Origin of the sequence: Paenibacillus sp. FSL E2-0151, assembly GCF_037993015.1 — a bacterium.
Taxonomy (GTDB): Bacteria; Bacillota; Bacilli; order Paenibacillales; family Paenibacillaceae; genus Paenibacillus; species Paenibacillus amylolyticus.
Genome location: NZ_CP150308.1, coordinates 5,257,043 through 5,276,992, shown reverse-complemented (window position 1 = coordinate 5,276,992; position 19,950 = coordinate 5,257,043). Strand labels below are relative to the sequence as shown.

Sequence of the window (19,950 nt, the reverse complement as noted above, 5' to 3'; positions counted from 1 at the left end):
AATGGGAGGCGTGCTAATTGTCAGCAGAGCCAGGTACATTCATGCAAAATTTGCTATTATCGAGCCGAAAGTTCGAAGAGGAGAAGCAATATTGGCTAAACCATCTCTCGGGGGACCTTCAATTCAGCATGTTCCCTGGTGAAAAAACGAGGGGAACATGGGGTGAGCAAGTGTTTGAGGAGATGCAATTTGCATTTCCTCAACCTGTTTCAGAACAAATCTTTCGTATCTCCGGGAACACCGAAGCTGGGACATTTATTCTTCTTCTGGCAGGTGTCACATATGTGTTACACCGTTATCTAGACAATGACGATATCACTGTAGGTATTCCCGCTTCGTCTGGTGCAGCAAATTCAAGTCAACTACGTGCTATTCGCATCAATTTTGGTGAAGAGTGTTCTTTTAAGGAGCTTGTTCTTCAGCTCAGTACCCTTGTGGGTACAGCCAAAAAGTATAACCATCTTTCGCTGGAGAAAATTCTTGAATTGCTTGGTCATGAGGGGACAGACTCGCCAAGGGTGGCCACTGTGGTTCGAATGGACAATATGCAGGAGAATTTACAGGAAACAGGCCCCCTAGCCGATATGGTGTTTTCACTTCAAATGTCTAAAGTGGGGCTGGCGCTACGCATGAATTACAATGCCGCATTATATTCTCCAGAAACCATTGAACAGATTGTAGACCATGTGATGCGTGTGCTCTCTATTTGTACAGCCCATCCAAATGAGGGATTACATCATATAAAGATGCTCTCACTCAAGGAAGACCAGGTTATTCAACATCTGAATGATACGGAGATACGTTTTCCTGAAGTTCGTTCAATCATCCAGATGATTCAGTCTTGGTCTGCACAACAGCCGGATATTCCCGCAGTGATCTGCGGAGATAATATTCTTACCTATCAAAGCTTGGATTGCAAATCAGATCAACTTGCGAAATACCTGTTAGCTCAGGGAGTAAGATCAGGTGCCGTTGTAGGAATTCTGTTAACGCGATCGGAAGACATGCTCTTGGCTATGCTGGGTGTACTTAAGGCGGGGGCTGCTTACATGCCGATGGACCCCGCATATGCAAATAATCGTTTGCAGTTCATGCTGGAGGATAGCCAGGCTGAGATTTTGCTAACGAAGCCCGATCTGATCGGCTCACTCATATACAAAGGCCAAATAATCGATATTTCTCACTTGGAAGAATGGGATGACCAACATTTCTCACTGCCAGTTGTTTCGTCGGAGCAGTTGGCTTATTTGATATATACTTCCGGATCTACAGGCAGGCCAAAAGGGGTCATGATTGAACATCGGGCACTAAGAAACTTTGTGGAAGGTGTATCCCGCAGCATTCCTTTTGAAGCTGGCCAACGAATTCTCGCCCTCACAACATTCTCCTTTGATATCTTTGTACTGGAAACGCTCGGGGCACTCGCTAACGGGTTAACACTGATAATGGCAGTAGAGGAGGATCAGTTAAGTCCAAGCCGTATTGCGCATCTAATTGTTACTCACAACATTGAATTAATACAAATAACTCCTTCTCGTCTGCGAATGCTTCAGATTGGGCTTACAGTCAATTCACCGGTGTGGAGCGTAATTCAAACATTGATGATTGGAGGGGAAGCTCTACCGTATGCCTTGTATGAGGAGGTCGCGGGGGTGACCTCTGCCCGAATCTACAATATGTATGGTCCCACAGAAACAACAATATGGTCGAGCATTAAGGAACTTTCGCATACCACGACAATTTCGATTGGTCATCCAATTGTCAATACCCGTATTTATATTCTGGATAAGCGGCATCGGCATATGCCAATCGGAGCAACGGGAGAGTTATGCATCGCAGGAGATGGAGTAGCCAGAGGTTATTGGAACAGACCTGAGCTTACGGCCGAGAGGTTTGTAAAAGATCCTTTTCATGAAGGCGCTTATATGTATAAAACAGGAGATCTCGCACGTCTCAATGCGAATGGAGATCTGGAGTATCTGGGTCGTTCCGATTTTCAAGTGAAAATACGTGGTTATCGGATCGAACTTGGGGAGATCGAGAACAGGTTGCTCCAGTACCCGGCTATCTCGGCTGCTGCGGTCACAGTTCGATCAGATCAGGATGGGCAGTCCCTGTTATGTGCCTATTACACAGTAACGGAGAGCCAAAGTATCAATCAGGAGCAATTGCGATCTTTTTTGCTGACAGAATTGCCTGAATATATGCTGCCCTCCAGATACACCATGTTGGATCATATGCCATATACGGCCAATGGGAAGTTGGACCGAAAGGCTCTTCCAGATCCCTTGCTCTTACAGGGAGAAGGGACAGATATTACACTTCCACGCAATGCATTAGAGCAGGTGCTCGCCGAATTGTGGTCGGATCTATTGCAATTGAAAGAGATTGACGTTCATGCCCGCTTCTTCGAAATTGGAGGGCATTCACTGAATGTCATCAAACTTGAGGCCGATATGGAGAGGCAGAGTATTCCGCTTACTGCTGATGAAGTGATGCGGCATGAGACTATTGCATCACTGGCTGAAGTGCTTGGAAACAAGGGGTATGAAGCGGATAAGTATAACTCTGAAAAAGAGATACTTCTTGAAGAGCAGGATATGCCAGAGACAGATGGTGCAATGGAGCAATTTACCGAAGAAGTCGGGGCAACGACGGAAGCGGATCATCTTATCTTACATCATTCCCATAGGCCAATAGTTATCATCGCAGGAATAGAGCCGTTTAATGATGTTTTCTACAAAAATTGCTTCTATAATTCACTTTTTCCCGTATTAAACCTCTATTCTATTGGTGTACTGCCTGTGATGATCAACGACCGAATGCACTATAGATTCGATGAACATCAGGGCATACTCCGATTAGAGTATCAAGCTGTATTATCAGATGCCCAGCTAATTGAACGTATGGGGCTAACTTATGAAACGAAGACCTACAGCGAGGATGTACGAAAAGATATTATGGAGGCGGTTAATTTGAACCGCCCAGTAATTATCCGAGTGGACTGTTATTACGAGTCCTTGCGCAAAGACATGTACTTACGTACCCACTGGCCTCATTCCTTATTAATCTATGGGTATGATCTCCAGCGGCAAGTGTTCCATGTAATAGAACATGATCACCGGGACAATCTCACGTATCAACCGATGGAGATGCCTATGAATGATATTGTACAAGCTTACGAAGGATTCGTACGACTTTTCATGGAGGAAGAAGAAGTACCCACGTTCTACGCATTTTCAGCTTGTGAGACTGTCTCACAAACAAGAAACAACATCATGCTGGGAGAACTGCGTGACATGTTTATTGATCATGTGCGTGTTACACCAGAAGAGATTAATCAGGAACTGAGTCATCTTCTGTCCTTCATACAGAAGACGTATCAGTTCAATGAAGAAGATTCACCTGATATGGCCTATGCTGAACTTGTTCTACAATCCATTGTAGACATTGTGAATGCCAAAAAGGTCGAAACCTATCGTATGCAACGGTTATATGAACATCATACCGATCTTGTTTCTGCTGCTCAGGCAATACAGGATCAGTGGAGTGAGTTACGTAACGTGCTGGCGAAGGCGGTATATCGGGAGAATATGACACATAATCAGTGGAGAAAATTCACAAGCAAGCTGGAAGCCATTCATGAACTGGAGAAGCATAACTTAATAAATTGCTCAGGATTGGAGATCAGTCATGATTAAAAAATTGCAAATGAACGAGCCTTTAATGACTACCTACCCACATCATGCGAGTCTCTTTTCGATGCTAGATTTGGACAAGCGTTCACGTAGCTGGATTTATCATAATTTTCTATTGGTCATCCTGAGTCACAATGATGAAGGGGGCTATGGATTGGACGTCTGTTCACAATATTATCCTTGGCACAAATTCAAAATGTCGACATGCCCTATGTTGATTACAAGGGTGTACGATAGAGATATGATTTTAAAACAGTGGGAACTGCAAGATTTTATAGTGGAACTAATTCAAAAGAATAATTATATTTATTTCCTGAGAAATATTCCTGGCGGTGGTAAACATGAGGTATTCATCTCTGGATTTGATTTGGATCGTAAAGAGTTTTTGTGCCATGATTTTTGGGATGGATTCTACGGTGAGAAATGGCTTCCCTATGATGAGATTACTGTTATTCAAGATTCGAATTTCGATGCTGAATGGTCTACGGATTACCTAAATGGAATATGGGCCATTGAAAAGACAGATGAGTATAAGGAACCCAGTGAATATTATTATGAAACGGTTCTCCAGTTTTCCAAAGAGGATCTAATGAATATTTTGAAAGAATACGTAGGAGAGACTAATCAAGTTCGCAGTATTCTGAGAAAGGATCACCGTTATCTTGGAAGTGAAATATACGATAAGATGATTGATATGCTGGGGATGCAGAAGAAAGGGATGCAAAATCAGCCGTTTGCTATACATCCTTTTCACCTGCTTTACGAACATAAACAACTGCTTGCTCAAGCCATACTTGACTTTCTCCCCGATCCTTCGTTAAAAATCCGATTGGAAGAACTGGTAAGCGAAGCTTTGAAACTCCGTAATCTGGTCATGTATATGAATGAATTCATCATGGAGCAGGGTGTATACAAAAAGTATGATGTCATGCTTGATAAAATCATTGAATTGAAAAATATGGAATTGGCTATTATGAAACATGTATTCGAATACGAGTATCAATCACAGTTAGGACAATAATTAAATACGATGTATCGCCGATAAGATAGACCCATTCATTTAATTCTTGAATGGGTCTATTGAACTTTTCTATTATACTTTCTGATGACGTTACCCTAATATGGATAATAACCTACTTTTTATATAGGAATTATATAGTATGGAGAATGCCAAGATGCCACAATGGAAGAGAAATCTGTATATTCTGTGGTTCGGCCTGTTTTTCAATCATATGGCGTACTCGCTGTCCGTTCCGTTCTTTCCTATATTTCTGCAAAATGATCTTGGTATACAGAGCGGTTTGGAGGCTTGGTCCGGTATTTCGATCTCCATCAGCTTTCTGATCAGCGGATTATGCGCACCCTTCTGGGGATCACTGGCTGATAAATATGGTAGCAAACTGATGCTAGTCCGTTCCGGAGTGGGGCTAGGCATTGCACATCTGGCTAACTTCTTTGTGTATGATCCGTATACGTTTATCGCGGTGAGGGTCTTTCAGGGACTCATGGCTGGTTTTCATCCCGCCTCGATTACACTGATTGGCACCAATACTCCGGAGAAACAGGTGGGTTATGCACTTGGCGTGATCTCCACGGCCAGCGCTGCGGGTGGGATTCTTGGTCCTCTTGCCGGTGGTGTGTTGAGTCACTGGATCGGACTGCGGGGATGTTTCATTGCATCCGCTGTCATTACGTTACTCGCGGCTATGATGGTCCTCGGTGTTAAGGAGTCACGACAAGCTCGTACGATAGTACCAACAAGGATCATAGGGGATTTGAAAAGAGCGGCTTCCACGCCGGGTTTGATTCGAATCTACAGTTTGATTCTCCTAGTCTCGACCTCCGTGCTCATCATCGAACCGGTGCTGACGCTCTATGTGGTTCAGATTAGCGGAGATGTTGGCAGTGCAACACTTAGTGCAGGGATTGTCTTCTCGGCGATTGGTGTGGCAACGGTCATTATGGGGCCGCGATGGGGGAAGATTGGTGGAAGGATCGGATACGAGAAAACCCTGTTTATTGGTCTGATTGGCGGCGGAATTGGCAGTCTGCTGCAAATGACAGCAACGAATCTGATTTATTTTGGCAGCCTGCGATTTGTTTATGGTCTATTCTTTGCCGCGGTTTATCCGGCGCTTAATGCGCTGATCATCAAATATGCTGATCACGATTTTCGTGGGAGGGCTGTCAGTTTGAGCCAGACGGCGAGTCAGTTCGGTATTGTACTTGGACCGTTAATCGGTGGTTTTCTCGGTGGATGGATCGGCATTCCGTTTATTTTTCTCTTCACAGGAATTGTATTACTTGGAGCGGCTTGGGCAGTGTCATCACCACAACATAGGGAGGAATATATATGTCGCAACGACAATTGAAGTTGGGAGCTAATCTGAACGGAGTGGGTAACAGCATTTCCTTTTGGCGTCACCCGGATATTCCCATTAACGCGAGCGTTAGTCTGGAGTTCTACAAGAAGCAGGTGCGTATCGCGGAAAAAGGGAAGTTTGATCTGCTCTTTATTGCAGATGGCCTCTTCATCAACGAGAAGTCCAATCCTCATTTTCTCAATCGCTTCGAACCTTTGACGCTTCTGTCCGCACTCGCCGGGGCAACTTCCCACATCGGGCTGGTTGCTACATTGTCTACTTCCTATAGTGAACCTTTCACGGTTGCGCGGCAATTTGCCTCGTTGGATCAATTAAGCGGTGGGAGAGCCGGATGGAATGTGGTTACTTCACCTCTGGAAGGTTCGGCACTGAACTTTGGCAAAGGCGAACATCCGAACCATGCGCTACGCTACGAAATTGCGGAAGAACATTTGAATGTGGTCAAAGGCCTGTGGAATTCCTGGGAGGACGATGCCTTTATCGGAGACAAGGAACAGGGCGTATTTTTCGATCCTGCCAAGTTACATACGCTGAATCACAAGGGAGCGCACTTCTCGGTACAGGGTCCGCTTAATGTAGGGCGTTCGAAGCAGGGGCATCCGGTGATTTTTCAGGCGGGCTCATCTGAATCTGGTAAAGATCTGGCTGCCCGATCGGCGGATGCCGTCTACACAGGACATGAGACGCTGGAGGAAGCAAGGGAGTTCTACCGGGATGTGAAGGCAAGAGCGGTGGCTTATGGACGCAAGGCAGAAGATATCCTGATCTTCCCTGGCATCGGCCCGATTGTGGGCAGAACGGAGGAAGAGGCGGAGCAGAAATATCAGGAAATTGCCGAACTGGTGAATATTGATCAGGCGTTGAATTATCTGGGACGTTACTTCGATCATTATGACTTCTCCCAGCACGCGCTGGACGAACCTTTCCCCGAGATTGGGGAGATTGGCAGCAACAGCTTCCGCAGTACAACAGACAAAATCAAGCAGCAGGCACGAGAACAAAGGCTGACCTTGCGTCAAGTGGCATTGCTGGCATCCACTCCACGTACATCGTTCATTGGTACACCGGATCAGATCGCAGATCGGATTCAGGAATGGTTTGAAGGCGAAGCGGCAGACGGATTCAATGTTCGTACCGTGGTGCCCAATGGCTTGGAAGATTTTGTGGAGCTAGTTGTTCCGGTTCTGCAAGAACGAGGGCTGTTTCGTACGGAGTATGAACATGAGACGCTTCGGGAGAATCTGGGTCTTGAGATTCCGCGTAATCGGTATACGTTGGAGAGTGTTAGATAGAAAAGATAGAGCGGTAATGACGTTAAGGTAACGTTGTTGCGGCTCTTTTTTGATGGTTTCTTTTTCGGAGAGTACTGCTATTATAAAATGATAAAGAAAATGATACACAAGCTGCAATTCCAGACGAGTCACAGGAGGAGATTGGGATGATTAGAGGGTTAACGAATGCGGGACTGGGCAACATCGAGTCTGATGAACAATATATTATAGATGCGGCCAAGCACGGATTCGGATCTGTAGATTTGAATCCGCTCTCATTGATTGAAACGTATGGTAAAGAACAAGCGCAACATCTGTTGGAAAGCAATCAGGTGATCATCGGTTCATCGGGTCTGACGGTAGAGTGGCGGACGACAGATGAGCAGTTTCGTGAGGGATTGCAATCGTTGGTCGCTATGGCAGAAGCTTCTGCTTCGCTGGACTGTTACAGCTGTTGCACGTATATTTTACCCTCAACGGATCAACCGGCAGCACAATTTATGGCTGCGGCTACGAAACGCTTGAGACTCTGCGCAGATATCTTGGACGCTTACGGGATTAAGTTGGGTCTGGAGTTTGTTGGCTGCCACCATTTGCGGACGCAGTGGAAGAATCCGTTTATCTGGCGTGTGGAAGATACGCTGGACTGGATCGAGACGATCCATGCGCCTAACGTAGGTTTACTGGTAGATTCCTATCACTGGCAAACGAATGGTTTACCGATGGAAGATCTCTTAAAGCTGAAGAAAGAGCAGATTGTTCATGTGCATATCAACGATGCTTATGATTTGCCGATCGAGGAATTACTGGATTATGAGCGTTTATACCCCGGCGAAGGGGTTATTGATCTTAGTGGATTTCTGAGAAACCTGCAGGCGATTGGCTACAATGGTGTGGTGGCTCAGGAAGTACTAACTCCAGCGCCGACCCTAAGTACGAGTGAACTGTTCGCTAAGACGAAAGCAGGTTTTGACAAGGTATTCGCGGCAATCTAAGGTACTGAAAAAAGGAGGGGGTGTTCCTAGCTATGTTTCTGGCTTATGGAACACCCCTGTTCTTGTTCAATTAATCTAGCACGCCGTGATCTTTCATCAGTTGTTTTGTAACGATCCACAGTCTGTTTTGCATGGCCTCATCTCCGCCAGGATGTATAGGTACAATAGATGCTCCAGTTCCCACATTGAAATAACCTCCCGAAACCTCGCCATACTTCGAATCCACAGCCAAACGAGTAATGATATCCGCACCCCGGCGTGGGTCGCCAATATGCAAAAAGGTTAACATGCGTTCAAGCACACTTGCAAACCATAGCTCTCGTCCAAGACCCGTAACATTAAAGCCAGGGTTCAAGGCATTTACGCGAATTCCGGTTCCGCGCCATTGTCTGGCTAGTTCACCAGTAAACATAATATTGAGCAGTTTGGTTTTGCCATAGATTGGAGAGGAACCACGTGCAGTAAATGGAGTGATATCCGTTAAGTCATCTGGCAACACCAGAGTGCCGTGATTCCGCGAAGCTTCAGATGCAACATTGACGACACGGGCATGGCCCGACTGAATCAGGGAGGATTGCAATGTGTGCGTTAACAGCCAAGGTGCCAAATAGTTGACGGCAATCATCTCGGCATATCCTTCGGACGTGACTCTCTGTTCAAAAGCATGAAGTCCGGCATTATTCAAAAGTACGTCTATACGCGGATAAGCGGCTGCAATCTCAAGCCCAACACGTTTTACATCACTCAGTAAGGACAAGTCTCCATAGAAAAATTCGATTTTGGCAGAAGGCATGATTTCCTGGATTTTGTACCTGGTAGCCTCGGCACGTTCCTTGCTTCGGGCTGTGAGTATAAGATGTGCCCCGCGTTTGGCGAGTTCCATGGCTGAAAGCTGCCCTAAACCGCTTGTTGCTCCGGTAATTACAATAATGGGATGTTTAGTTCTCATAAGAAGAGCTCCTTTTGACACGAATAGATTCGGAATTATATAATGGACATAAATCAACTATAAATATTAATTGATATTTGTCAACTATATTTCAGGAGTCTACTTTCATGTTTCAGGGAGAGGGAGTTAACAATAATGAGTGAAAATCCAGTCAAAACCAAAGATAGAGCAACCCTCGAGCTAGCGCTGGGTGAGCAGATTCATGCACTGATCAGTGCTTCGCATGCGCTTAACGTTCGATCTGCCGAGCGTTTTGATGCGAACCTGCAACCTGCCGCTTTTCAACTGGTACGGTGGCTCTACTCCTATGGCCCAACAAGTGCCGCGGCTTTGGCAGAAGCGAATGCAATGGACCGCAGCTCGGTCAGCCGATTAATCAAACAACTTGAAAAGTCGGGATATGTTAGCAAAGAGCAAGACCCCAAGGATCGGCGCGGGGTGTTACTATCTCTTACGGAACTTGGTCAACAATCGACGGTTGGTGCGCTCGAGGAGAAGGAGTCAGCTTTTTATGACCGTATATCCAGATGGGATGATAAGGAACTGGAGCGTTTCACCGCCATGCTCAGGCAGTTTAACGGATTGGAAGAAAAGTGAGAGGAACAATAGTGTGGATTGTATTTGATACCTGAACCATAGGAGATGTCACCATTGAGCGAGGTAGACTACAAATTCATAGCACAAGCGGACATCTGGTGATGCCCGCTCGTGAAGTTCTCAGATCATTTTATAGTTTCCAGGGAAGCTGCGGGATTTTATATCGGAAACCCTGATGGTTTCCTTTTCTCACATATATCCAAGGTGGGGGGACGGGGGTGCCTAGTGCTTTATACAAGACCGTTCCTTCATCGCTTACGGAATATTCTTCGATACTACTTTGGATATCCTCCCAATGAACCTTACCTTGGTAAGACAGTGTTTGCCCTTGAACGATAACATGAGGTGCACCTGAAATAACTCTCTGCGTTATGTTGAGAACTCCAACCTTTCCTGAAGACAATATCATCAATTCGCTCATAAAAAGTATGATAATCAAAATGACTATGCTCACAATCCATCGCTTTTTTCTCATTTTGTGACCCCCACTACCTAGGGAATCATTTCCTCATAGTTAATGTCTTTTAATGACATAATCTCGTTAGAGATGGTATTGATTTTGACTGAATAGGGCCTAATAGCTTGCAGGAATTCATTAATGATTTTCTTGCGATCCTTATCAAAGACGGCAGATGTTATGTGATTCTCTTTTAATACGTTATCGTTCATTATGACTTGTTTAGAATAACTAACTGAATCACTATAATCGATTAGATGCGTAACCCCCGTGAATTTGCCACTAGTTAATGTACCTTTGGAGAATTCGGATGGTTTAATCCCAATATATTTTTCAGAAGAACCGTGTTTCTTGTTATAATTGATAATCGTGTCAAAAAAGTCCTTATCCCCAGTTAACTTTTCGTTGAAATAATCATTTTTGAGAGTAATCGTAGTCGTATGATCAGTATATCCTAGTGAGACAGTATCTGAAGAGTGGATTGCGTAATATCCCTGAGACATCTTGCCCTGATTGAATGTTCCATCGTTAATGGTGTTGTTGTAACGGTCATGTACAGGGTAAACCTTGCCATCAGAAGTAAGATACTGTACTTCTAACCATTGCGTAATTTCTTTTCCTTTACCATGATATGTATCATTAATCCATGATCCGGTGTAGGTTTTTGTAGTGAATTCACCTGTTCCATGGCCCATATTAGATTCATTGTAATCCTCAAAGGGGACACCTCCACCTTCAACTAATGTATATGTATACTTGCCTTTTCCTTGCCGCTTACCACTCACCCAATCTCCAGAGTAAACTTCGGTTTCTCCCCATCTTGCGGTTCCTTTACCATGAGGTTTCCCGTTTAAAACTTCACCATAGTACGTCCCTCCATCTGACAATTTTAAGTTTACTTTCTTCGATGCTGCTTCTGTTGGAGTAGAGCTTGATAATAGTACAATGATAACGATAATCGTTAATCCAAAACCTAGATAGAATCTTTTCAAAAGTGTGCAACTCCTTCAATGTATAATGATCTTTGCGTTGTTCGCCATCTTCACATTATCGGTTTATGTATCGTATTTTTCCAGTTTAAATATAAAGTGGAGATAGGTCTGATTTCACAAATAACACACTACCAGTTCACAAAAGTAAAGATGTAAATGCTGATACAAAATCCCGCTCAACCCAAAGTACCTGCGGCTTCATGGCATATTATGCCTGTAGTTCGTGGGTACTTTTTTCTATACTCAGCGTATACGTCATTCTGATTTTTTTACAAAACCCACTAGTTTCTCATTATCATCATTTCTCCTACGCCAGTTCTCCTCCTAATGATCCACAGCAGTGGTGGAACTTTCCTGAATCGTGAACAATCTCTGAATTTTGTATCACCTCCTATTTGCAGCGTTATCCCTAGATTCACTCCCCCAATATGGAGCAGTATAGAGTATAACTTCGTTAGGATAAGTTAGAAAAACCTTTAACGGAATATGAAAGAATGCAGGTATATGTAAAATTTTAAATACATGCTTCCAGGCCGTTGACCCTGCCCCCAAAAGTCTCTTATATTTACTCCCGACACAACAACTCAGAACGGGTGGTGGGATGATTTTGTTCATTAATACAGGCAAGAAAATGCTCGCTATACTTACACTTATACCCTTGGCTACAGGGATGGTCATGGGAGCTTTCCCTGCTGCGATAACGTATGCAGATGCGGGAGATAGCTCGCCAGTCAACAGCTCGGCAACAGGTTCTTGGCAAACGGGAGATTTGCATGTACATACGTTTGAGTCTGATGATGCACAGGTTTCACTGGAGAACGTGCTCGATGCGGGTTTAACAAAATATGGGCTGGACTGGATCGCGCTTACGGATCATTTGCGGTTATCCAAGCGAGATCACAACGGCGTAGACATTCCAAGTGGGTCAATCCCCATGTCTCAAGGGATGAATGAATATCAGGTACCACAGATCAAGGCACTTCAGGATGCAGGCAAATACGCAGGTAAAACGATCTTTTCCGGTTTCGAATGGGACATGCCGACACATGAACATGTTGGGGTGGGGATTCTTACGGATGAGCCTAACTCAACCGAAGCGCTGAACGCTGCCAAGGAATTCGAATACCGTTTCACGAATCGCGCAGCGAACCTGTTTAATGCGGCGGACGTAACCAAATGGGATCAGAACGGAGGGCGTGCGTACACGACTCATCAGGATGCCCTAACCGCCATCAATTGGCTCGCAACGAACTATCCAATGACAAGTTATGCGATGATCAACCACCCTTCACGCGGCAAAAACAAATATACCGTCGCGGACTTCCGTGAGTTCAACGATCTGGCTCCACAAGTGGTATTTGGTATCGAAGGCATGCTGGGTAACCAGATGGAACCGGATCGTGGAGGGTACAACACAAGCTACAATGTAGCTAATCCGACCGCAGATGATGGATACAAATACCGCACATACGGCGGTGTAGACTATATGGTCGCCAGGGTTGGCGGACTATGGGATGCATTGCTTGGAGAAGGACGTCACTTCTGGAACTATGGCAATTCGGATTACCACTTCAAGACGATTGGCACGAATTCCAGTGGTTATTTTCCGGGCGAATATGCCAAGACTTATTCCTGGGTTGAGGGTACAGGCATGCAGGCTGTTCTGGATGGACTGCGTTCGGGGAAATCATTTTCTGTATTCGGCGACCTGATCAACGCACTGGACTTTACAGCTTCCGGAGCGGGTGCTCAGGTTGAGATGGGCGGAGACCTTAATGTGACTCAAGGCGATGAAGTAGAGCTGAAGATTCGCTTCAAGAGTCCAACGACGAGCAACAACTATGAAAATCCAATCAACAGTGGTACGTCCGCTGGACAAGTACCCGTGGTGGATCACGTTGATCTCATCGCTGGGGATGTGACAGCCAAGGCCCAGAAGGGTACAGCCGCATATACCAAAGACACCAACGACTCTACCAAAGTACTGGCTACCTTCACATCCAACGATTGGACGACAGATGCCGAAGGCTATAATGTCATCACAACCAAGATCAAAGCTACAGACCAGGACAAGTATTTCCGCTTGCGCGGTACGAATCTGGGCATGAACGTGACAGGTGAGACTGTAAATGGTGAACCGCAGCTTGATCCGAAAAATACGACAGCTGATGCAACGACTCGTTTTAATCAAATTAACGATAGCAACTATCGCGATCTGTGGTTCTACTCTAACCCAATCTTCGTGAGTGCCACACCTTACAGTGATGTACAGGCGGTAACCGATACGCTTCAAGCAATCGATCTGGGCGATCTGAACGCGGTCCATTCCGATCTTACCCTTCCTGTTGAAGGGAAGCATGGTGCAACGATTAGCTGGTCCAGCTCCAACCCGGAACTAATGAATAACGAGGGCAAGCTGCTAACGCAACCGGACAATAATGAGCGATTGGAACTGACGGCAACCGTGCAACGTGGCACGGAGTCACAACCCAAAACGTTCACTGTCATTGTGGAAGGCAAGAATAATCAGGCGCTGGTATTAAAAAGCAACATGACTACCGCTGACGGCCAGCCGTATCACACGGATACATGGACGAACCAGTCCGTAACGGTTAGTGTAACCAGCGCAGTATACGCGCCTGCTACTTCCGCAATTATCGAGTTGTCCCGTGATGGAGGGCAGACGTATGAACTTTATACAGAGAATACACCTTTGGAGGTAACGGAGCCGGGAGAGCACAACCTTTTATTCCGAGCAACAGACGATCTGGAACAAACGTATACTTTACCTCTGGTCATTAAAATAGACCGTGAGATTCCCGTCATCACCCTGCAAGGTAGCAGCCAGATGACGCTGAACGTAGGAGATACGTACAACGAGCCTGGAGCACAGGCTTCTGATAATGTCGGCATCCGTGGTTCCGTGCAGGTGGATGGCTCGGTGAACACACAAGCAGCAGGGATCTACACCCTTCGGTATAACGTGAAGGATATCGCTGGTAACGCGGCACAGGAAGTTATCCGTACCGTGACTGTACAAGCCCGCTCAGGCAATGGTGGCGGGGGTTCAGGTGGAGGTAATGGAGGCAACTCTGGTGGGAATTCTGGAGGAAACACACCAAGTGTGCCAACAACGCCTACCGTTCCAACCACACCAACCAATCCGGAAACGGGGTCAGATTCATCCACTGAAGTGAAGGTAGAGGTGGAAGCGAATCAGCCGGTCCAAACGAGTTTGAAAGACATCGTGCAATTCAATGTTCCATCGGGAGCCATTGGTTCCAAGGATACACTGCAAGTGTCTGTGGTTGCCAAGGACAAGTTGCAGAATACAGCTTCCCTGAATGTACTTGGACAAGCTGTACAGATCAGCCGCAGTGGCGGAAGAACATTGAATGATCAGGCGGCATTGAGCCTGAATGTGGATTCGGCAGATCTGCCTAACGGTACCCAACCTGCAATCTATTACTATAATGAAGCTCGTCAGAGCTGGGTATTTATCGGTGGCAAGATGAATGCAGCAGGAAGCATAACGGCCAATGTTAATCATCTGGGTACATTCGTTGTGTCCAGTTACACACCGGTGAATCTGTCTGATCTGAATGGACACTGGGCTTCCGGCTACGCAGATCGTTTGTTGGGCATGAACGTGATTCAAGGTTACACAGATGGTACGTTCCAACCATCGAAGAAGATCACACGGGCAGAGTTTGTTACGTTGCTCAGTAAGGCACTGGCATTGAAGTCCGTGGATTCGGATCTGACATTTGCAGATCAAGGTAGTCTGCCAGACTGGGCAAAAGGTGATATTGCCGCAGCCGTGCAAGCCGGAATCGTGAAAGGCTATGGTGATAACACATTTAAGCCTGATCGGACCATTACCCGTGCCGAGATGGCTGTCATGATGGCGAATGCGCTGAAAGTAAGTTCAGATGCACAAGCCGGAATGTCTGGTAATACATCCGTTAAACCAAGTTTCACTGATGCATCGCAGACGCCATCTTGGGCACAAGAAGCACTGGATGCAGCGGTGCAGGCCAAGATTGTGAGTGGATATTCGGACCATACGGTTCGTGCAGGAAGTGAAACGACCCGAGCGGAAGCTGCGACGATGATCTATAACTTGTTGCTGGCCATGTACGTGTAAGAAGTAACAAAGAGAATTAACCGTATTTACAGCAGATATAATGTAGATAAAAAACTGATATCCTTTTGGGGTATCAGTTTTTTTGAGATTAAGAGTTGCTCATCTCTTCGGGGGTGGCATGTAAGAAGGTCCATTGCTGTAATTCACGAAACGAAAGGACAAGTTACTGTGATAGAATGAGTTAGATTTGGATGATGAAACGGTGGGGGCTAGAAAATGAACAAAACGGAGCGGCAGCTTGCGATTACGCTTGAATTGCAGCGAAGAAAGATGTTACGAGCAGAAGATTTAGCTGCTCAATTTGAGACAAGTGTACGTACGATATATCGAGATATTCAGGCATTAAGCGAAGCTGGCGTTCCGATTATGGGTGCTCCGGGTCAGGGGTATTCCCTCATGGAAGGATATTTTCTGCCCCCGGTAAGCTTCACCGCAGAAGAAGCCGTATCCCTGCTCATGGGAGCTGATTTTATCGAACAGAGAATGGATACAGAATACGCAATGGAAGCTAAGTCGGCTCAACGAAAAATTGAAGCAATCTTACCAGAATCCGTTCGTAATGAATCCACGCGTGTTCGGGAAACGATGAGACTGCTTCATACAGTTGAACCTTTAACCCGAGCACGGGTGAAAACATACCTTAACCAGATACGTAATGCTATTTTGGAGCAACGTAAAATCAGTTTTATGTACCTGAAAAAAATGCCAGGAACGGATGGCAATCGGTATAATATGCGTGAGGTTTCACCCTACGGACTCTCACTGGTTCAGGAGAATTGGATGTTAATTGCACGTTGTGATATGCGACAAGACATCCGTCATTTTCGTTTGTCACGGATGACTGAACTTTCCGTGCTGGAGGATCAATTCCTTTTGCCACCGGATTTTGATCTAAACAGTTATCGACCTCCTGAGGACCGTAACGAACAAGTATTAATTCGGGCTAATCCTGAAATTGCTGACAAAATTATGGAGGCCCTTCATTTTTATATGGATGCATTTGAGGAGCAAGAGGAAGGTGTTGTTTTTCATTTTCGTGTCCGCTACCCGGAAGAAATATTGCATTATTTACTTGGATGGGGTGGAGATATCGAGGTCTTGGAGCCGGAGTCTTTGCGCTTCCGAATGCAGGAAGTAGCCAAAAACATCTTAAAACACTACTGACATACACCTGTCAGTAGTGTTTTTTTATACTTTGATATATCACAGATCAAGAGGAGTGGGTTGAAGGATGAGAAGTACAACGGAAGTATTGAAATCATTTGAAACGGCAGTAGAACGATATTTGGCAGAACTGAACAAATTGGATATGGGTAGCTTACTTAAAAAACAAAGTGAAGAGGAATGGTCCATTGGACAGATGTATGTACATTTGATTCAATCAGCGCTTTTCATGCATCTGCATAATATTGAGCAGTGTTTGAGCAGCGGGGATTCGACGTTAAACTCGGGTGAGGAAAAAACAGAACTGGGTAGGCAAGTGTTTGAATTAGGACAATTCCCTCCCGTGCCTGTTAAAGTCCCTGCTTCCCCGCAGTACACCCCGCAACCACCCGAGAGTATGGGATCCTTGATCGATGGGCTTCACGAGGTAGTGGATCGGATGAGAAGCACGGCATCTGTTTTACACCAAGCGTCCGTAAACAACAAAATACGTCATCCAAGGCTTGGCGCTCTAAATGCTCAGGAGTGGTTTTTGTTGATAGAGATGCACTACAGACATCATTTTTTGCAATTGGATCGATTGAAATCGAATCTGGAAATGTAAACGAGAGAAGGGAATGAGATGTATCCATGAAACCAAATCAGGACAGCAGATATTGGATTGGTGTTGTATCTGCTTCTCATGTAAATGTAGCCGTAGAGGGAGGGTTTGCGCAGTTGTGCCATGGCAAGTCAGCACTGTTGCGACAGATGTCCCCGGGTGACTGGCTGATATACTACTCTCCACGTACAGACATATCAACAGGGCAGCCACTTCAGGCTTTTACCGCTATTGGTCAAATTACCGACGACAGGATATACCAATATCAGATGTCGGAATCCTTTGTACCCTTTCGCCGAGATCTTCGTTATCTTCCGTGTCGAGAAGTAAAGATCGCAACGTTGTTAGACCAACTCAGTTTTACACGCGGGAATCGCAATTGGGGGTTTCCATTTCGTAAAGGTCACTTTGAAATTGGGGTTGATGACTTCAGGATGATAGCTTCCTCCATGTTGGAAGAAGAGACACAGGCACTGCTCGGTATTAGCTTAAGCCAGAAATGTTAACCAAAGCAAAAGGCCCATAGATTGTCTATGGACCTTTTGGCTTTATGGATAATCATATCCTCCACCGTTGATATTACATTTGCGAAGACGATGGATGCCCAAGGAAAGACCTTTAATCGCCCCATATTTCTCAATAGCTTGAATCATATACACAGAACAGCTTGGTTCAAAACGACATTTGTTCCTCACCTCAATGGGGGCAAAACGTTGATAAATTCTAATACTCCATATCAGGATTGCTCTAACACGTCGTAGAACTATGAAGAACATACTTGCTATGAAAACAATCTGGGCGCTCAGCAAAGCATATACTGGAATGAATGGATTCAAGAGATAGAAACAGATCATAGAGATGATTAGCCCTGCGAATAATGCAAGTGTAACGTTAAGCAAAGACTTCAACCAATCGATTTCTGGAATAACATGAGTTCTTATATAGAAACTGCTTCGAGGGTCGTTTTCTTCATGATGTGTATGTAAGAGTCTAATAAGTTCTTCTTCGGATGGCATGTTATTAAATATCAGTTCCTCAGATTCTGAGTTTCTCATGATTGTTGTACTATTATTAAATCTCTCTGTAGAAAATAAGCATATAATGATGCGTTGTAACAGGTTGCTGGAGACAACCGGGCTTCTCAGTGACGGATAGCGACTCCATCGATTGATAGGTCCATCCAGATTGTGCTTTGTGATTGATGATATCCGCAAATAAATTAACAGCAGCCTGAGTATCACCTCGGTTTACTTGAACATTTTTTGGACCTGGAACGACCGTGTACTCTCTCATTTAGATCATCCTTTCATATGTTGGAATTATGGCAATAGGCATTCCATTATTTTACTATGGGTATGGTAAACTGTCGATTGAAACTTATTAGATGAGATTGGATTAAAATAAATTATAGGCCATCTAACAGGATGGTCTTTGTTTCTATGAAGGTTTAAATTCACTTGGAAAAGTCAATAAAAGCTCTGTAAGCAACGCTGTACAATCCACTGAAAACCATTACAATTGATCCTATAAGAACATGAGATAAAGAGAGGTATTTCTCCATGACGGATACAAGTGGGAATCGCAAAGTTGACGGCTATCTAAAGAAACTCAAAACGTGGAAGGAAGAGTCCACAAAGCTGAGAGAGATTATTCGGGATTTTGAACTGACAGAGGATATGAAATGGATGCACCCTTGTTACATGCTGGATGGAAAAAACATCGTTTTAATCCATGGATTCAAAGAATACGTGGCCATTCTGTTTTTCAAAGGTGCTCTGCTGAAGGATACACACGGCATTTTGGTCCAGCAAACGGAGAATGTACAGGCAGAACGCCAGCTTCGCTTCACCAGTCTGGAGCAGATTGTGGAGCAGGAGGCTATGATCAAAGCCTATATCCAGCAAGCGATTGAAGTAGAACAGGCCGGACTGCAAGTAGAAATGAAAAAAACTGCCGAATATAGCGTTCCCGAGGAACTCCAGCAGCAGTTCGATGAGAATCCTGCTTTCCGAGATGCATTTGAAGCACTGACACCCGGACGGCAGCGGGCATATCTTTATTATTTCTCACAACCGAAGCAATCCAAAACAAAAGTGTCACGAATCGAGAAGTATATGCAACCGATCCTGGAGGGCAAAGGGTTGAATGATTAATCTTATAACAATATATTTGAGGGAAATTAAGAGTAAAAGCGAGTTGAGAGCCTTTCAGATATAATCCGAAAGGCTTTTTGCTGTTTTTGCTAAAAGTATAGATAACAGGAGAGTGTCCCATATGATTCGAACTTACCAATACTACGCAATTTTTAATTTTGCTGAGGATGGAATTAATGTTACATTTCCTGATCTGCCCGGATGTATCACCTGTGGCGAATCAATTGAAGAAGCATTAGTGATGGCGAAAGAAGCACTTGAATTATTTTTGGATGGAGAACCTGTTGAAGATATTCCGCCACCTCAAAGCATAATGCCTGAATTATTGAACTCTAAAGATAAAGCGTATTTAATTGAAGCAAATATCTGAAGCTTCAGCAGAAAGATCGGAATAAATAACTGTGAGTTGTTACAATTAGTGAAAATATTTTCATAATAGATGGGAAAACTTTGAGAATAATGACTAGTAACGGGAATGGACTGAATTAAAGCATCATTTCTACAAGAATCGATATCTCGATCAACAATTCGCTGGAGTTGTT

At 44.8% G+C, this 19,950-nt stretch carries 17 protein-coding genes; 12 read left to right on the top strand and 5 right to left on the bottom strand.

Annotation, left to right across the window (positions count from 1 at the left end; all coding sequences use genetic code 11):
• Positions 1-17: 17 nt before the first annotated feature.
• From MHI55_RS23580 to MHI55_RS23560, 5 genes are all read left to right on the top strand, one after another.
• Positions 18-3,701 (top strand): amino acid adenylation domain-containing protein, encoded by a 3,684-nt coding sequence (locus MHI55_RS23580; protein ID WP_340387210.1) that lies wholly within the window; start codon positions 18-20, stop codon positions 3,699-3,701.
• A complete protein-coding gene (locus tag MHI55_RS23575) occupies positions 3,694-4,719 on the top strand; it encodes a hypothetical protein (protein WP_047843967.1) in 1,026 nt (341 codons plus the stop codon). Before MHI55_RS23580 ends, MHI55_RS23575 begins: the two co-directional genes overlap by 8 nt.
• A 154-nt stretch (positions 4,720-4,873) precedes the next feature.
• Positions 4,874-6,070, top strand: coding sequence for an MFS transporter (locus MHI55_RS23570; RefSeq protein ID WP_340387208.1), 1,197 nt, complete (start codon positions 4,874-4,876; stop codon positions 6,068-6,070).
• Positions 6,052-7,374, top strand: coding sequence for an LLM class flavin-dependent oxidoreductase (locus tag MHI55_RS23565; protein WP_340387206.1), 1,323 nt, complete (start codon positions 6,052-6,054; stop codon positions 7,372-7,374). Before MHI55_RS23570 ends, MHI55_RS23565 begins: the two co-directional genes overlap by 19 nt.
• Before the next feature lie 146 nt (positions 7,375-7,520).
• On the top strand, positions 7,521-8,348 hold the full coding sequence (locus MHI55_RS23560) for a sugar phosphate isomerase/epimerase family protein (RefSeq protein ID WP_340387204.1): 828 nt from the start codon (positions 7,521-7,523) through the stop codon (positions 8,346-8,348).
• Between the two features lie 70 nt (positions 8,349-8,418).
• On the opposite strand, the gene MHI55_RS23555 is transcribed toward MHI55_RS23560, so the two are convergent.
• Entirely contained in the window at positions 8,419-9,297 is an 879-nt protein-coding gene (locus tag MHI55_RS23555; RefSeq protein WP_340387202.1) for an SDR family NAD(P)-dependent oxidoreductase, read from the bottom strand.
• Between the two features lie 135 nt (positions 9,298-9,432).
• Here MHI55_RS23555 and MHI55_RS23550 point away from each other — a divergent pair, with 135 nt between their 5' ends.
• Entirely contained in the window at positions 9,433-9,894 is a 462-nt protein-coding gene (locus tag MHI55_RS23550; RefSeq protein WP_340387200.1) for a MarR family transcriptional regulator, read from the top strand.
• A 130-nt stretch (positions 9,895-10,024) separates the two neighbouring features.
• On the opposite strand, the gene MHI55_RS23545 is transcribed toward MHI55_RS23550, so the two are convergent.
• Both MHI55_RS23545 and MHI55_RS23540 read right to left on the bottom strand, forming a co-directional pair.
• Entirely contained in the window at positions 10,025-10,369 is a 345-nt protein-coding gene (locus MHI55_RS23545) for a hypothetical protein (protein WP_340387198.1), read from the bottom strand.
• Between the two features lie 17 nt (positions 10,370-10,386).
• Complete coding sequence (locus MHI55_RS23540; RefSeq protein ID WP_340387196.1) at positions 10,387-11,343, bottom strand: hypothetical protein; 957 nt, start codon at positions 11,341-11,343, stop codon at positions 10,387-10,389.
• Between the two features lie 607 nt (positions 11,344-11,950).
• On the opposite strand from MHI55_RS23540, the gene MHI55_RS23535 reads away from it, so the two are divergent.
• From MHI55_RS23535 to MHI55_RS23520, 4 genes are all read left to right on the top strand, one after another.
• Positions 11,951-15,490 carry an S-layer homology domain-containing protein gene (locus MHI55_RS23535; RefSeq protein ID WP_340387194.1) on the top strand — a complete coding sequence of 1,180 codons (3,540 nt, stop codon included), beginning with the start codon at positions 11,951-11,953 and terminating at the stop codon, positions 15,488-15,490.
• Between the two features lie 216 nt (positions 15,491-15,706).
• Entirely contained in the window at positions 15,707-16,654 is a 948-nt protein-coding gene (locus MHI55_RS23530; RefSeq protein ID WP_340028658.1) for a YafY family protein, read from the top strand.
• A gap of 67 nt (positions 16,655-16,721) precedes the next feature.
• Complete coding sequence (locus MHI55_RS23525) at positions 16,722-17,258, top strand: DinB family protein (protein ID WP_340028659.1); 537 nt, start codon at positions 16,722-16,724, stop codon at positions 17,256-17,258.
• A 26-nt stretch (positions 17,259-17,284) separates the two neighbouring features.
• Entirely contained in the window at positions 17,285-17,761 is a 477-nt protein-coding gene (locus tag MHI55_RS23520; protein WP_340387192.1) for an EVE domain-containing protein, read from the top strand.
• Positions 17,762-17,803: 42 nt separating this feature from the next.
• Here the strand turns inward: MHI55_RS23520 and yidD are convergent, their stop codons facing one another.
• Together yidD and MHI55_RS23510 are read right to left on the bottom strand one after the other, a co-directional pair.
• Positions 17,804-18,310: a membrane protein insertion efficiency factor YidD gene (gene yidD, locus MHI55_RS23515; RefSeq protein WP_257467975.1), complete on the bottom strand. Its 507-nt coding sequence runs from the start codon at positions 18,308-18,310 to the stop codon at positions 17,804-17,806.
• A gap of 16 nt (positions 18,311-18,326) precedes the next feature.
• Positions 18,327-18,548 (bottom strand): hypothetical protein, encoded by a 222-nt coding sequence (locus MHI55_RS23510; RefSeq protein WP_036617217.1) that lies wholly within the window; start codon positions 18,546-18,548, stop codon positions 18,327-18,329.
• A 266-nt stretch (positions 18,549-18,814) separates the two neighbouring features.
• Here MHI55_RS23510 and MHI55_RS23505 point away from each other — a divergent pair, with 266 nt between their 5' ends.
• The gene (locus MHI55_RS23505; protein WP_315370892.1) at positions 18,815-19,408 is read left to right on the top strand and encodes a YdeI family protein; all 594 of its coding nucleotides are present in this window, start codon (positions 18,815-18,817) and stop codon (positions 19,406-19,408) included.
• A 121-nt stretch (positions 19,409-19,529) separates the two neighbouring features.
• Positions 19,530-19,778 carry a type II toxin-antitoxin system HicB family antitoxin gene (locus tag MHI55_RS23500; protein ID WP_340387190.1) on the top strand — a complete coding sequence of 83 codons (249 nt, stop codon included), beginning with the start codon at positions 19,530-19,532 and terminating at the stop codon, positions 19,776-19,778.
• Positions 19,779-19,950 lie beyond the last annotated feature (172 nt).